Raw genomic sequence first — 14,967 nt, forward strand, 5'->3', positions numbered from 1 at the left:
AATTAATGCGCTTTAGCTTTAATAGTTACATTAATATTACCGCCTATTTCTACAGCGCCATCATAACTTATAACATCAAGGGTGGGTACGCCTTGGGGGTTACCTAAAACATTGAAGTTAAAGCCATTATTATATAGTCCAATTTCTGAACCGCCACCACCGCCAGTAAGTGCTGGAGAATCTAGAGGGTCTCCATTTGCAGTAGCTTGTAGTGTTAAATCATCTTCTAAACGAGCGTAAGGGTAATAACTACTGTTATCAGCAAAACTTTGGCTTACAGCAGGATCGACATTCTTAAATAGAGGGTCTGTATTGGCAAGGGTAAAGGAATCAAGATATGAGCCACCACTGGAGGTAGAAATATTAACATCACCACTTACAGAATAGTTATAGGTAAGGTTATTAGTTAAATTAAAATCTCCTTGAGGAAATAAAATATTAGCGTCAGCACCATAATTAAAAATAAACATATTATTAAACAGTAATAGAGTGCTGCTAGGAGCATAATTATAAAAGATTATTTGGGAAGACCAATATTTAAAAACATTGTTTGTAACCACGGTTGTTGCTGCATTATAAGTATTTATAGGATTATTACCTGCAAAAATATTGTTAGAAATTAAAACATCATTAGTATCTCCATAAATAGTGAGTGTAGACTGAATAACACAGCCCCTAACAAAAACACCATCAATATACGTTGCGGCAGCTTGGCTACTACTGGTGCCTAAATAAAAGGTGCTATTTATTTCACATTCAAAAATATTTAACCCACTGTAAGGAGGGGCTGTTGGTCCGGTGCCAGTTGGATAACATGAACTAATTTCTAAGCCTTTTAACGTAATGTTAGAGGCGCGTGGGTTTATCCTGCTAACAATAGATTTTTTACCAGGCTCGGAATGCGAGCGGCCTACAATGGTAACTGGGGTATCTATAACACCGTTGCCATAAGTACTGCCCGAAGGTTGTACATAAATAACAGCGTCAGTAATATTGTTTGTTGTTATATCATCTAAAGCATCTTGCAACGTTTGATGTGTGGTTGTAGAACCGGGGTTGTTATCTATATTTATAATAGTTTGTGCGCTTAGGCTTAAGGTCATGATTCCTATAACAAAGCATAGCATGTTTTTTAAAAATAATGTACTTGTTTTCATAATAATACGTTTTAATTGGTTAATTAATTTGATTAAAACAAGACATAGGTTTGGCTTTTAGATACAATTTAATATTGTTTCTATAAGTAGTTTTGGATGGTTAAACAATGTGACATTGCTTAAAAAATTGCGCTATACTTTTAAGTTATAAAAATGATTCGTTATAACCAAGTGGGAGACTAAATTAAGGAGAGTAGTAAAGAGAGTTAATTAAAAAAGTTTTTTCATATCTATTGGTTTTCTTGGTTAATAGCATGCCTTGTAAAATTACAAAAAAAGGAACGAAAGAACCTTACTTGAAATCGTATATATGTGTGTTTCGCCGAAAAAACAACCATATAAAGCACTCATTATGAGTTACAAAGACAAAACAAACACTCCAAACAATAGTTTCCTATAATTCAGCTGAATTCAATTTATCACACTTACGCAACAGCCCTAAAGCATACTAAAGAACTGTTCGCTGCAAAAATTCACTTTCACTACCAAGCAAAAAAAGCACCTAAATTGTTATATCAAATACAACAAATAGATACTCTTTTCTAATTCTCCCTAAGAACTAATTAATAGCAAAACAAATATCGAGATTATACAAGTAATTACCAATACTCAATTTGAGTATTTACAGCTTTTATTTACATGCAGAAGGTTTTATATTACATTTTAATTCTTAAAAGTACCAATCTAGATGATGCTACTATTCATTTTAAGAATACCTATAAGCTCACCTGTTGAAGAAATATTGAATTTTTTAAGAATATTACGCCGATGGGTATCGACTGTATTCGGACTAATATTGAGTTTTTGAGCGATTGATTTACTTGAGTGGCTTAAAATTAAAAGCCGTATCACATCACGCTCTCTATTACTTATAAGATCGGACAGTAGCTTTTGAGAGAAATTATTAAAATACTTGGTCTCATATTCATTATTCTCGTTCAAAAGCTTTGCCGAGGCACATATTTCCATTTTCACCCGACTATCAAGCACCGTATAATGCGCTAACCCTATAATAGGTTTATTATCGGCATCAAACTCTATAGGAGTTGTGTTTTGTATAATATTCACATAAACGCCTTTAGAATCCTTTACACGGTAGTTCCAGGTATAGCTCATTTTACTTCTATCTTCCACCGAAATTTCATTTAAAGTAAAAATCATTAAATCGTTTAATGCACCAATCCAAATTTCTATATCTTTAGGATGCATTCTACTCCAAAAATAGCGCATACCCTGTGTTTCGAATAAATTTTTATCTAAACCTAAGCAGGAGCCCATGTTTTTACTAACATATTCAAAAGTTAAATCTCTGGTATTGGTAATGCAGAAAAAGGTGGAACTATAAGGCAAATAAGCATCCAGTTCAATAATCTTCTGAACATGTTCTTCAAGTGAAGGATGCGCATACGATTTAAAGACTTCCTTGTAGAGACCCTTTATTTCACTAATATCCATATCTCAAAAATAAAACCTACAATAGGTCAACTATTAATGTAAAAGTATTGTAATGATGTTAAGATACTACTTTATAAAAAAACACACAAACTACAATGAAGAAACCTGTCTTAAAACAAGAAAATGATATAAAACAAAAAATCCTAAAGTATAAAACTTTAGGATTTTTTTTGGTGGGCAATGAGGGATTCGAACCCCCGACCCTCTCGGTGTAAACGAGATGCTCTGAACCAACTGAGCTAATTGCCCTTGTTATCGGTGTGCAAATATAAGCTAGATTTTGAATCTGCAAAAACTTTTTTAATAAAATTTTAAATTATTTCTGCAACAACAAAAGTACTGCCCCCAATAAAAATAAAATCGGTCGAAAAAGCGGCTCCTAAAGCCGATTTATATGCCTCATTCACAGAATTATATGCTTCACCCTTTAAATTATGTGCACTAAAAATATTTTTTAGCTCATTAGCATCTAAACCTCGAGGAATTTCTGGTTTACAGAAATAATAAGTCGCTTTTTGGGGTAATAAATCTATAATCGATGAAATATCCTTGTCATTTACCACTCCAAAAACGATATGTAAAGCATCAAAAGTTTCATTTGATAGTTGTTTCATTACATAATTTAATCCATCTCTATTGTGGCCTGTATCGCAAACTACTTTCGGATTGGTTTGTAAAGTTTGCCAACGCCCCATTAAACCCGTATTTTTCACCACTTGTAACAAACCTTCTTTTATGTTTTGATCTGTTATATTAAAACCTTTCTGTTGAAGTTCTTTTACAGCATGAACAACCGTTACTATATTCTTTGCTTGATAAATACCCGTTAAGTCTGATATATACGTTTCAGTCGCTTCTTGATCTGCAAAAATTATTTTTGAATTGTTAGTCTCAGCCAATTTCACAAACACAGGTGTCGTTTCTTCTTGAGTCTCCCCTATAACCACAGGAACATTCGGTTTTATAACACCTCCCTTTTCAAAAGCAATAGCTTCTAGCGTGGTTCCAAGAAACTGTGTATGGTCTAAACCTATGTTAGTAATTACAGACACCTCAGGAGTAATCACATTCGTAGAATCCAACCTACCTCCTAGACCTACTTCAATCACAGCAATATCAACCTGCTCTTTTGCGAAATACTCAAAAGCCATACCTACGGTCATTTCAAAAAACGACAGTGAATTCGCCTCAAAAAATGACTTATGCTGTTCTATAAAGCCCGTAACAAATTGCTCACTTACAACTTGCCCATTAATTTTAATACGTTCCCTAAAGTCTTTTAAATGCGGCGAGGTATATAAGCCCACCTTATAGCCCGCTTCTTGCAAAATAGAAGCCAGCATATGGCTTGTAGATCCTTTTCCATTGGTTCCAGCGACATGAATAGTCTTGAAATTTTTATGAGGATGCTTTAAGTGCTCAATTAACTTTATAGTATTTGATAAATCTTTTCTAAATGCAGACTGCCCCTGCCTTTGATACATTGGCAGTTGAGAAAACATCCAATCTAATGTATCTTGATATGTCATGTTTATTGACCTAATTTGAAGTTTACTTTCACAAAACCTATTTGCTTTGTAGGCGCATTAGGGTCTGCACGCCATTTATGAGATAAGGCTATTTTTTTTGCTGGCTCTAACAAACAAGCGGACGTATTTGTAGTGCCCTTTTCACCTGGACTTGCTTCAATAACATTACCGTTCTTATTTACAACAATTCTAACAATCACCATTCCAGATTCGTTACAATCTTGTTTAAGCGTTTGGTATGAAGCTGCTCCTCTTCCGTTTAATCCGTAACCTACACCACCACTTCCAGAACCACCAGAACCAAAATAACTTGGCGCATAAGGATCACCATCTAATTGGCCCTTATCACCTGCTTTATTATCATCACCTTCACCACCTGTAGCAGTACCTTCCGATTTACTAACGCCACCTATTAAAGCATCTAACTTTCGTTTTTTCTCTTCTAGTTCACGTTTTTCTTTAGCAACCCTTTCAGCTTCGGCTTTCGCTTTAGCATCGGCAATAGCTTTTGCTTTGGTTTCTGCTTCTTTTTGTTTCTTTATGGCGATTTCCTCAGAATTATCAGCAGTTAAAACTTCTTCTTTAGTTTCGGCTGCTTTAGTAGGCTCCGATTTAACAGGTTCCACTTCTGCAGGTTTATTGATGTTTACGGGTTCCGATTTTATAGGTTTGAGCGGTTGTACGGTTCCAGAACCAAAATCGGTTGTACCAAAATTCACGGCAACACCGTATTCTTCTGGCGGGTCCATATACGGCGCCCCAACAACAAACAACAACAATAATATGATAACAGAAATTAATGTTGTTAATTTCGCTGAATCTCTCTCATGTTTGGTTTCGAAATACTTCATTTTGTATTCATGATTTCTTTGATTGAGACGAACTAAAATCGTGCCGTTTTCCGCGAAAGCGAATTAATTAGGTTTTACAGCTAAAATAACTTTGAATTTATTCCTGTTTGCGATATCCATAACCTTTACTACATTTTCAACAGGGACTGATTTTTCAGCCCTTAAAACGATGGTTGGATTTTCTTCTGAAGCTAATACTGCCAATAATTCGTTTTCCAACACACTTTCGCCAATACGCTTTTGATCTATATAATAGGTTAAATCTGCCTTTATGCTCACCGCTATAGATTTCTTATTCTCTGTTTTCCCACTTGCTTTTGGCAATAAAATATCAATAGCATTTGTAGAAACTAAAGTAGAAGCAATCATAAAAAATATTAGCAGCAAAAACACAATATCTGTCATGGATGACATATTGAATTCTGGTGAAACTTTATTTCTCCCTCTAATATTCATACTATGATGGTTCGTTTAAATGGTCAAGAAACTCTAATGAATTAGCTTCCATTTGATACACTACTTTATCGGTTTTTACAACCAAATGGTTATATGCCATAAAAGCAACAATACCAACAATTAACCCCGCAACAGTAGTTGTCATAGCCGTATAAAGACCACTAGCCAAAACATCCATTTGAATAGTTCCACCTGCATTTGCAAGTTCAAATATGGCCAATATCATTCCTATTACGGTACCAAGAAACCCAATCATGGGTCCTGCACCAGAAATAGTTGCTAACATACTTACATTTTTCTCTAAACCGTAAACTTCTAAGCGGCCTGCGTTTTCAATAGCTGTATTAATATCTGCCAAAGGTTTTCCAATTCTTGAAATCCCTTTCCCTATTAATCGAGACACCGGTGAGTTTACTTGAGCACAAAGTATTTGAGCTGAATCAATTTTTCCATGAGACACATGGTCTTTTATTTGATTCATAAAATTCGCATCCATTTTAGAGGCTGCTTTAATAGCAAACAAGCGCTCAAAATAAATATAAATAGCACCTACAAGCATTAAAAAAAGCAACGCAATAATTAATTGCCCTGCAACACCACCACTACTAATTAGCTCTATAATGGAAAGTGTTTTTTCAACAGGCTGCTCCACATCAGTAAGCACCTCTGCAGTCTCTTGTGTATTTTGTAATAATATGTTTAACATAAAAAATATATTTCTTGAACAGTATAACGGTTCTTTTTGTGTTTAAGTATATAAAAATACTTTTTGCTTTAATTCTTTTTAATTTAAGAATGAAAAGCTTTTTAGAACCAAGTTCTAGTTACCATAAATGCTGCTGAACCTACTAAGAACCCAATTGCAGCAAGCCATGAAATCTTTTTCAAATACCAGAAAAAGTCAATTTTCTCCATTCCCATTGCAACAACACCAGCGGCAGATCCGATAATTAACATACTACCTCCTGTTCCTGCAGAAAAAGCTACGAAATGCCAAAGTTCATTATCCATTGGTTCAGAGAACATCCCTAAACTTGCGGCTACTAATGGCACGTTATCAATAACTGCAGAACCTACTCCTAATAATAACATCACTAAATCAGACACTCCTGAGTGGTGTAATTCCGTACCAAGCATTGGCATACCTTCTTTTAAAGAATCAGCAAATTGAAACAAAATACCTAAAGATTCTAAAGCTGCAACTGCCATTAAGATACCTAAGAAGAATAAAATACTAGGTAATTCAATTTTTGATAAAGAGCTATGTACTGGACTGTGATGTGCATGCGCATCACTTTCAGCGGCATCGTTAAAATCGCTTAAACTAAATTTAGATGAGCTGTACATTTCTGCAAAAACAGCCACAACACCTAAAGACAACATCATACCTACATAAGGAGGTAAATGTGTTACCATTTTAAAAATAGGCACAAATACAATAGCACCTAACCCTAAATACAACATCGTGCTACCAAATTTCGATTTCTTTTGTCCTACTTCTTCCTCTTCAATTTCTAAATCACCCTTAAAGGCAGGTAGAAAAGATGCTATAAACGTTGGTACAGCCATACATAAGAATGACGGTAATAATAAATAGCCCATTAAATGACCTGTAGATACTTTTTTACCTATCCAAAGCATGGTGGTTGTAACATCTCCAATAGGAGACCAAGCACCTCCAGCGTTGGCCGAAATGATAATTAAACCAGCAAACCAAATACGTACTTCTCTATCTTTTACAATTTTTTGAAGAATTGAAATAAGTACGATGGTAGCAGTAAGGTTATCAATAATAGCAGATAAAACGAATGCTAAAAAGCCAAAAAGCCATAATATTTTTACTTTCTTTTTAGTTTTTATGAAACTCTTAATAGTAGCAAACCCATCGAAATAATCAATAATTTCAACAATTGTCATTGCACCTAATAAGAATACTAATATTTCGGCAGTTTTTCCTAGATGGTGCAATAAGGTTTCTTCCATTAAATGAAGTTTTTCCTCTGGTGCAAAACCAGCAAAACCTTCTACGAGTGAATGGTTAGCCGAATCAAACCAATTTGGAAAACTTTCCAAACCTAAGGATATTAATGCCCAACAGATAGCCATCATAACTAATGCCGGGATTAGTTTATCCACCTTTAGGTTATGTTCTAGCGTGATTGCTAAATAACCGATTACAAATACTAAAATAATTGCTGCTTCCATAAAAAATTTAATAAATTATATAAGTTGGCTTAATGCTATCTCAAAAGCTGTTGCACTAATGCCGGTTTTAGATTGATTTTTACTATATACGTTTTCTATTGCTTCTCCAATTTTGTTTGATGTGTCATTAAATATGGCCTCATCAGTCATTTGTACACGGCGTTCCATAAAATAGGCAAACACACGCGCCATGCCACAGTTTGAAATAAAGTCTGGTATTAAACTCACGCGGTTATCAGTATGTTCCATGATGGGTCCAAAGAAAATTTCTTTATCGGCAAAAGGCACATTAGCACCACAAGAAATCACCTCTAAACCACTATCAATCATTTCATCTATTTGATGCGTAGTGATTAAGCGTGACGCTGCACAAGGTGCGAATATCTCGGTTTTAATTGACCAAATTTTATCATTAATCTCTTCAAAAGGAATTAAATTATCACCAACTAAAGTATTTCCAGTTTTAGCTAAAAACAAGTTCGTAATCTCTTCAAAAGTAAAGCCTTCCTCATTAATTAAACCGCCTGCAATATCGATAATTCCAACCACTTTTGCACCCATTTGGGACAAATAAAATGCAGCCGCAGCCCCTACATTACCAAAGCCTTGAATTACAGCACGTTTCCCTTCTATAGAACCTCCGTGAATCGCATAATACTGTTTAACAGCAACAGCGACACCAAAACCCGTAATCATATCTGCAACCGTATATTTTCTGGCTACACTTGGTGAATATATAGGGTTTTCAATTACTTTAATAACCCCTTGTCTTAACTGCCCAATGCGGTTAATTTTATCAGCTTCCGTGGGTTTAAAATGCCCATTAAAAACACCTTCTTGCGGGTGCCAAACACCACTTTCTTCTGTTATTGGGATTACTTCATGAATTTCATCTACATTTAAATCGCCACCCGTACCATAATATCTTTTTAATAAGGGCGCCACTACTTTATACCAACGCTCTAAAACTCCTTTTTTACGCGGGTCTTTTGGGTCGAAGTTAATTCCAGATTTAGCACCACCAATGGCAGGACCAGATACTGTAAATTTAATTTCCATCGTTTTTGCTAACGACAGCACTTCGTTCATATCCAAGCCCTTACGCATTCTAGTTCCTCCTCCAGCTGCACCACCGCGCAGAGAATTTATAACCACCCAACCTTCTGCTTCGGTTTCAGGGTCTTTCCAATTAAAGATTATTTCTGGAGATTTATTTTCGTACTTTTTTAATAATTCTTTCATTTCTAATTATTTAGATTGATTCATTTTTAGCTTTAAATTTCACTGTTTAGGTATAGAATTTCTTTGAGGGTAGCTAAAGTTGAGTCATTTCAAGAAAGATGTTACATTATTAATTTAACAAATATAAAAAACTAAAATCCGCCAAGGTTAATTTTATATTATTTTTTATGAAAGAAAAACCACACCAGAACTATGATCTGCACTAGCACCTGTAACACTTTTTAAGCAATTAACTTCATTACGCAATTTTAACACGCCCAGGAACCCAAAAATTAAGGCTTCTTTAAATTCTATGATGTCTTTTGAAGGTATGATGATTTTATTATTCGAATATTTTTCTAGGCGCTCCATTAAATAAGCGTTATAAACACCACCGCCAGTAATTAAAACAGAAACCTTGTGCTTCTCGTTAATTTTTGAAGCTAACTGAATAGCAACATGTTCTACAAATGTTTTTAAAATGTCTTTTATTTCTAATTGATAGGAATCAATTAGCGGGAAAATATTTTTATCTACCCATTCCAAACCTAAAGATTTAGGGTAATTGGCCTCATAAAACTCTAAGCTATTTAATTTTTCAAGCAACTCGTTGTTAATAGCTCCTGTTGACGCAATCTTACCACCATCATCATAATCGAGCCCCAATTCTTTCACATAGCGATTCAAAACAATATTTACCGGACACACATCATAAGCAATTCGATCTCGTTGCATATCCATAGAAATATTAGCAAAGCCACCTAGATTCAAACAGAAATCATATTCAGAAAATAATAATTTATCACCAATAGGCACTAAAGGCGCACCTTGACCACCTAAGGAGACATCCTGAACTCTAAAATTACAGACCACCAACTGTTCTAACAATACGGCTAAATGCGACATATTGCCTATTTGGTAAGTAAGCCCTTTATCTGGCTGGTGCAATGCAGTATGGCCATGCGAACAAACGGCATCAACATCTTCAATCTTGAATTTGTTTATAAACTCATTAATTCGTAATGATAAATAATTGGTGTAATTATTATCCATTTCTTTTAACTCTTCCATAGAAAAAGAAACGAGACTCCTTAAGTTTTCCACCCATTGCGAACTATACGAAATGGTTTCAGAATGAATTATTTCAAAATGCCAAGTACCATCAAATTGAAAGGATGCGTAAACAAAATCTATCCCGTCTAGCGATGTGCCAGACATGACACCAACAACCTTATACTCGTTTTTTATCATACTCAACAAAAATAACAATCCTCATTGAATAATTAACACTAAAAAGCTATATTTGTAAATATTTTATAACGAATCATTATCTTAACTGAGAATTATGAATTTTAATCTTTCCGAAGAACACATTATGATACGCGATGCCGCTCGCGATTTTGCTCAAACTGAATTATTACCAGGTGTTATTGAACGTGATGAAGCTCAGCACTTTCCTAAAGAACTCGTAAAGAAAATGGGCGACTTAGGTTTTTTAGGCATTATGGTAGATCCAAAATACGGCGGTAGCGGTATGGATGCAATATCGTATATTTTAATTATGGAAGAATTATCGAAAATTGATGCATCAGCCTCTGTTATTGTATCGGTTAACAATTCATTGGTTTGTTATGGCCTTGAATCTTTTGGTTCTGAAGCACAAAAACAAAAATATTTAACAAAATTAGCTACAGGTGAATTTGTTGGAGCCTTCTGCCTAAGCGAACCAGAAGCTGGTAGTGATGCGACATCTCAAAAAACCTCAGCAATAGATAAAGGTGACCATTACTTATTAAATGGCACAAAAAACTGGATTACTAATGGCGGACGGTCTGATGTTTATTTAGTAATTGCACAAACCGATAGAGACAAAGGGTCTCACGGCATCAATGCTTTTATTGTTGAAAAAGGCATGGAAGGTTTTCATATTGGACCCAAAGAAAATAAATTAGGTATTCGCGGAAGCGACACCCATACATTACAATTTAACGACGTAAAAGTTCCTAGAGAAAATAGAATTGGTGCCGATGGCTCTGGATTTAGATTCGCCATGAAAACACTCTCTGGCGGTCGTATTGGTATTGCTTCACAAGCCCTAGGTATTGCTTCTGGCGCCTTCGAATTGGCTCTAAAATACTCTAAAGAACGCAAAGCTTTTGGAACCGAAATTTGCAACCACCAAGCCATCGCTTTTAAATTAGCCGATATGTATACCGAAATTGAAGCGGCACGCCATTTAGTAATGAAAGCAGCCTGGGACAAAGACCAAGGTAATAATTACGACGTATCGAGTGCTGTGGCAAAACTATACGCATCGAAAGTAGCTATGGAACATTCCGTTGAAGCCGTACAAATACATGGTGGAAATGGTTTTGTAAAAGATTACCATGTTGAAAGATTAATGCGTGATGCAAAAATTACACAGATTTACGAAGGCACTTCTGAAATACAAAAAATAGTAATTTCTAGAAGCCTCATAAAACAATAGTAGACACCTAAGATTATTTAACTTTAAAGTTCATTATTTAGTTTTATAAATAATGAACTTTTTTTTGTTAAGTATTTCAAAACCCTCCGACTTAAAACTAATAGATTTTTATCTTTAGAAAAAAAACACTTTATGCAAAAAACATATTATGACCCCGCCGACTTAAAGAAGTTTGGAAAAATATCGGAATGGAATGAAGAACTAGGTGCTAAATTTTTCGAATATTACGGAAAGGTTTTTGAAGAAGGCGCTCTAAGTGAAAGAGAAAAATCTTTAATTGCATTAGCCGTTTCGCACACCGTTCAATGCCCATACTGTATTGATGCTTACACTGGCGACGGTTTAAAACGTGGTATTACAAAAGAAGAAATGATGGAAGCCCTTCATGTTGCTGCAGCCATTCGAGGTGGCGCCACATTGGTACACGGTGTACAAATGATGAATAAAGTGAATAAGTTAGACATGTAATTAAATTGAAAGACTGAAGATAAAAGAAGACAGTATCATATTCACAAAAACACTGAAGCTCTAAAACTCAAAAATTTTAAATGATCAAATCCCTACATAAACGCGAAAGCGAATTAGCACAAAGCAATAGGCAATTAGAAATTTTATCGAATGGTATTTTCCAAAATGGAGAATTACCAACTTTTAAGGATAAAATATCTGAAACTGGCCAATTTCCGCTTAAAGCTAAAAAACTTGAAATTTTACAAATTAACGTAGGTTACATGTGTAACCAAGTGTGCTCCCATTGCCATGTCGATGCAGGTCCAGACCGTAAAGAAATTATGACGCGCGAAACCATGACCCAATGTCTAGACGTTATAAAAAACACAGGCGCTCATACTTTAGACTTAACGGGAGGTGCTCCAGAAATGAACCCGAATTTCCGTTGGTTTGTTGAAGAAGCTTCCAAAGCGGGTATTAAAGATTTTATTGTGCGTTCTAACTTAACCATTATTACTGCCAATAAAAAATACAACGATTTACCAGAGTTTTTCAAGAAACACAATGTACACGTTGTAAGTTCGATGCCGCATTGGACTCAAGGAAAAACAGACAAACAACGTGGAGACGGTGTGTTTAGCGCATCCATTGAAGCCTTAAAGATGCTTAATGCTGTTGGCTATGGCATGCCAGATAGTACTTTGCGCTTAGATTTGGTTTACAATCCATCAGGAGCCTTTTTACCTGGGAATCAAAAATCACTAGAGAAAGATTTTAAAAAGGCGCTTCTAGGAGAATTCAACATCGAATTCCATAATTTATTTGCCATCACAAATTTACCTATTAGCAGGTTTTTGGATTATTTAATTGCTTCAGAAAATTACGAAGATTATATGTATTCTTTAGTTGAGGCTTACAACCCAGCCGCAGTAGCAAGTGTTATGTGCACCAATACGCTTTCCATAAGTTGGGATGGTTATTTATTTGATTGTGACTTCAACCAAATGCTTGAACTTCCTGTAAACAGTAAAGTGAAACATATTTCAGATTATAACGAAGATTTATTAGAAGGTAGAACAATCGTCATTTCACAACACTGCTACGGCTGTACCGCAGGCGCAGGAAGTAGTTGCCAAGGAAGTGTTGCTTAAAAAACAACCATGACTAATATTTCTATACATAAAATGAAAAAACTAACGCTTGCCGTCACACTTCTGATGTCTTGCATCGGTTTTTCTCAAAAAGACCTTTCTAAGTTACTTAAACAACAGAATACAGAGAGCATTCCATATATAAGTATTGAAACGCTAGTAAACAAAAGTGACGATTTTATTCTTTTAGATTCACGCGAACAAAAAGAATACGACACCAGTCATCTCAAAAACGCTCGATTTGTTGGGTATGATCATTTCGATCTCCAACAAACAACCAAGCAGCTACCAAATAAGCAGCAAACTATTGTTGTATATTGCTCTTTAGGCATTCGGTCTGAAGATACTGCCGAAAAACTACTTGCCGCTGGCTATACCAATGTATTCAACCTATATGGTGGTATATTCGAATGGAAAAATCAAGGATTATCTGTTTACGATTCAAATAACCTAGAAACCGAAAAAGTGCATACGTTTTCTAAAGCGTGGAGCAAATGGCTATTAAAAGGAGAAAAGATTTATGACTAAAGAACTCGTTATCGTTTTTGTTAAAAACATAAAACTAGGCAAAGTAAAAACACGTTTAGCCAAAACCATTGGCAACCAAGCTGCTTTTGAGGTTTATACTGAATTAGTAAAAGTAACCGAAAAGGCTACTAAAAACCTACCTATAGATACACATATTTATTTTTCAGAAGCTATTGTTGAAGACGGATGGGAACACTGTAAAAAAGCGGTTCAAGAAGGAGTCGATTTAGGCGAACGCATGAAAAACGCCTTCAAAAAAGGTTTTGATGCGGGTTATGAACGTATCGTTTTAATAGGTTCCGACTTGCCAGACATTAATTCCAATCATATTGAAACTGGATTACAAGCATTAAACAGTAATAACGTTGTTTTTGGCCCCGCTTTAGATGGCGGCTATTACCTTGTTGGTTTTTCAAAATTTCATGAATGCGTTTTTCAAAATAAACCATGGAGTCAACCACACTTGCTAGAAGTTTCACTCACAGAATTAAAGCAAAATAATGTATCTTTCACTTTGTTAGACACTTTAAATGACATTGATACTTTTGATGATTTAAAAGCATCCCATTTCTACACATCTAACAACAAACTAAAACTAAGAATACAGCAATTAAATGATTAAAGACATAGAAGAAACAGTAAGCTATTTACAAAGCAAAGGTTTTAACAACCCTGAAGTTGGTATTATATTAGGCACAGGGCTTGGGCAACTTATAAACGAAATTGAAGTTTTAAAGGAAGTTAGTTATAACCACATTCCAAACTTTCCAACGGCAACGGTCGAGTTTCATAAAGGTAAATTAATATACGGTATTTTAGAAGGTAAAAACGTCATTGTTATGCAAGGCCGCTTTCATCTATACGAAGGGTATTCACTGCAAGATGTTACCTATCCTGTTCGCATTATGGAAAAACTAGGCATTAAAACCCTACTAGTTTCCAACGCTTCTGGAGCCATCAATTTAAATTACAAAAAAGGTGAACTCATGCTTATTGATGACCATATCAATCTTCAAGGCGGTTCTCCCCTAGCATTTAAAGGTGTTGAACAATTAGGAGAACGCTTTGCAGATATGAGCGTACCTTACAACGCCGAAATCAATACGAAATTCAAAAACATCGCAAAAACCCATAACATCACTTTGCACGAAGGCGTGTATGCGAGTGTTGTTGGACCACAATTGGAAACCCGTGCAGAATACCGCATGTTAAAAATTCTAGGTGCCGATGCTGTTGGCATGAGCACCGTTCCAGAAATAATTGTAGCCAACCATTTAAAATTAAATGTAGCTGCCGTGTCAGTTTTGACAGATGAATGCGACCCAAGCAATCTAAAGCCCGTTGATATTTCTGAAATTATCGCCATGGCTGAAAAAGCAGAACCAGATATGATTACCCTATTTAAAGAATTATTAAAAACATTATAGTAATCGGGACTATCCGAAAACTATTAAAATTTCAAAAACTTGGCTAACA

At 35.2% G+C, this 14,967-nt stretch carries 15 protein-coding genes and 1 tRNA gene; 6 read left to right on the plus strand and 10 right to left on the minus strand.

Features of this window, described 5'->3' with window-relative positions; all coding sequences use genetic code 11:
* Positions 1-2 precede the first annotated feature (2 nt).
* From Q5N74_RS01325 to Q5N74_RS01370, 10 genes are all read right to left on the minus strand, one after another.
* Positions 3-1,157 (minus strand): right-handed parallel beta-helix repeat-containing protein, encoded by a 1,155-nt coding sequence (locus Q5N74_RS01325; RefSeq protein ID WP_304386866.1) that lies wholly within the window; start codon positions 1,155-1,157, stop codon positions 3-5.
* 684 nt (positions 1,158-1,841) lie between these two features.
* Positions 1,842-2,612: a response regulator transcription factor gene (locus Q5N74_RS01330; RefSeq protein ID WP_304386867.1), complete on the minus strand. Its 771-nt coding sequence runs from the start codon at positions 2,610-2,612 to the stop codon at positions 1,842-1,844.
* A gap of 171 nt (positions 2,613-2,783) precedes the next feature.
* A tRNA-Val gene (locus Q5N74_RS01335) sits at positions 2,784-2,861 on the minus strand.
* Between the two features lie 62 nt (positions 2,862-2,923).
* Positions 2,924-4,141 carry a folylpolyglutamate synthase/dihydrofolate synthase family protein gene (locus tag Q5N74_RS01340; RefSeq protein ID WP_304386868.1) on the minus strand — a complete coding sequence of 406 codons (1,218 nt, stop codon included), beginning with the start codon at positions 4,139-4,141 and terminating at the stop codon, positions 2,924-2,926.
* 2 nt (positions 4,142-4,143) lie between these two features.
* Positions 4,144-4,992 (minus strand): energy transducer TonB, encoded by an 849-nt coding sequence (locus Q5N74_RS01345; RefSeq protein ID WP_304386869.1) that lies wholly within the window; start codon positions 4,990-4,992, stop codon positions 4,144-4,146.
* A 63-nt stretch (positions 4,993-5,055) separates the two neighbouring features.
* Positions 5,056-5,448 carry a biopolymer transporter ExbD gene (locus tag Q5N74_RS01350; protein WP_304386870.1) on the minus strand — a complete coding sequence of 131 codons (393 nt, stop codon included), beginning with the start codon at positions 5,446-5,448 and terminating at the stop codon, positions 5,056-5,058.
* A gap of 1 nt (position 5,449) precedes the next feature.
* Positions 5,450-6,154, minus strand: a complete 705-nt coding sequence (locus Q5N74_RS01355) for a MotA/TolQ/ExbB proton channel family protein (protein ID WP_304386871.1) — start codon at positions 6,152-6,154, stop codon at positions 5,450-5,452.
* A 101-nt stretch (positions 6,155-6,255) separates the two neighbouring features.
* The gene (nhaD, locus tag Q5N74_RS01360; protein WP_304386872.1) at positions 6,256-7,653 is read right to left on the minus strand and encodes a sodium:proton antiporter NhaD; all 1,398 of its coding nucleotides are present in this window, start codon (positions 7,651-7,653) and stop codon (positions 6,256-6,258) included.
* A gap of 15 nt (positions 7,654-7,668) precedes the next feature.
* Positions 7,669-8,895 (minus strand): Glu/Leu/Phe/Val dehydrogenase dimerization domain-containing protein, encoded by a 1,227-nt coding sequence (locus Q5N74_RS01365; RefSeq protein ID WP_304386873.1) that lies wholly within the window; start codon positions 8,893-8,895, stop codon positions 7,669-7,671.
* A 165-nt stretch (positions 8,896-9,060) separates the two neighbouring features.
* Positions 9,061-10,125: an anhydro-N-acetylmuramic acid kinase gene (locus Q5N74_RS01370; protein ID WP_304386874.1), complete on the minus strand. Its 1,065-nt coding sequence runs from the start codon at positions 10,123-10,125 to the stop codon at positions 9,061-9,063.
* 94 nt (positions 10,126-10,219) lie between these two features.
* On the opposite strand from Q5N74_RS01370, the gene Q5N74_RS01375 reads away from it, so the two are divergent.
* The 6 genes from Q5N74_RS01375 to Q5N74_RS01400 all read left to right on the plus strand — a co-directional run bounded on the left by Q5N74_RS01375 (position 10,220) and on the right by Q5N74_RS01400 (position 14,918).
* Positions 10,220-11,362: an acyl-CoA dehydrogenase gene (locus Q5N74_RS01375; protein ID WP_304386876.1), complete on the plus strand. Its 1,143-nt coding sequence runs from the start codon at positions 10,220-10,222 to the stop codon at positions 11,360-11,362.
* Between the two features lie 132 nt (positions 11,363-11,494).
* Positions 11,495-11,830, plus strand: a complete 336-nt coding sequence (locus Q5N74_RS01380; RefSeq protein WP_304386877.1) for an arsenosugar biosynthesis-associated peroxidase-like protein — start codon at positions 11,495-11,497, stop codon at positions 11,828-11,830.
* A gap of 80 nt (positions 11,831-11,910) precedes the next feature.
* The gene (arsS, locus tag Q5N74_RS01385; RefSeq protein WP_304386878.1) at positions 11,911-12,963 is read left to right on the plus strand and encodes an arsenosugar biosynthesis radical SAM (seleno)protein ArsS; all 1,053 of its coding nucleotides are present in this window, start codon (positions 11,911-11,913) and stop codon (positions 12,961-12,963) included.
* Between the two features lie 9 nt (positions 12,964-12,972).
* Complete coding sequence (locus Q5N74_RS01390; protein ID WP_369686011.1) at positions 12,973-13,491, plus strand: rhodanese-like domain-containing protein; 519 nt, start codon at positions 12,973-12,975, stop codon at positions 13,489-13,491.
* A complete protein-coding gene (locus tag Q5N74_RS01395) occupies positions 13,484-14,113 on the plus strand; it encodes a TIGR04282 family arsenosugar biosynthesis glycosyltransferase (RefSeq protein WP_304386879.1) in 630 nt (209 codons plus the stop codon). The genes Q5N74_RS01390 and Q5N74_RS01395 overlap by 8 nt, the downstream gene beginning before the upstream one ends.
* Positions 14,106-14,918 carry a purine-nucleoside phosphorylase gene (locus tag Q5N74_RS01400; protein ID WP_304386880.1) on the plus strand — a complete coding sequence of 271 codons (813 nt, stop codon included), beginning with the start codon at positions 14,106-14,108 and terminating at the stop codon, positions 14,916-14,918. The genes Q5N74_RS01395 and Q5N74_RS01400 overlap by 8 nt, the downstream gene beginning before the upstream one ends.
* Positions 14,919-14,967: the final 49 nt, after the last annotated feature.

This window comes from Mariniflexile sp. AS56 (assembly GCF_030552475.1).
In the GTDB taxonomy this organism is placed as follows: domain Bacteria; phylum Bacteroidota; class Bacteroidia; order Flavobacteriales; family Flavobacteriaceae; genus Mariniflexile.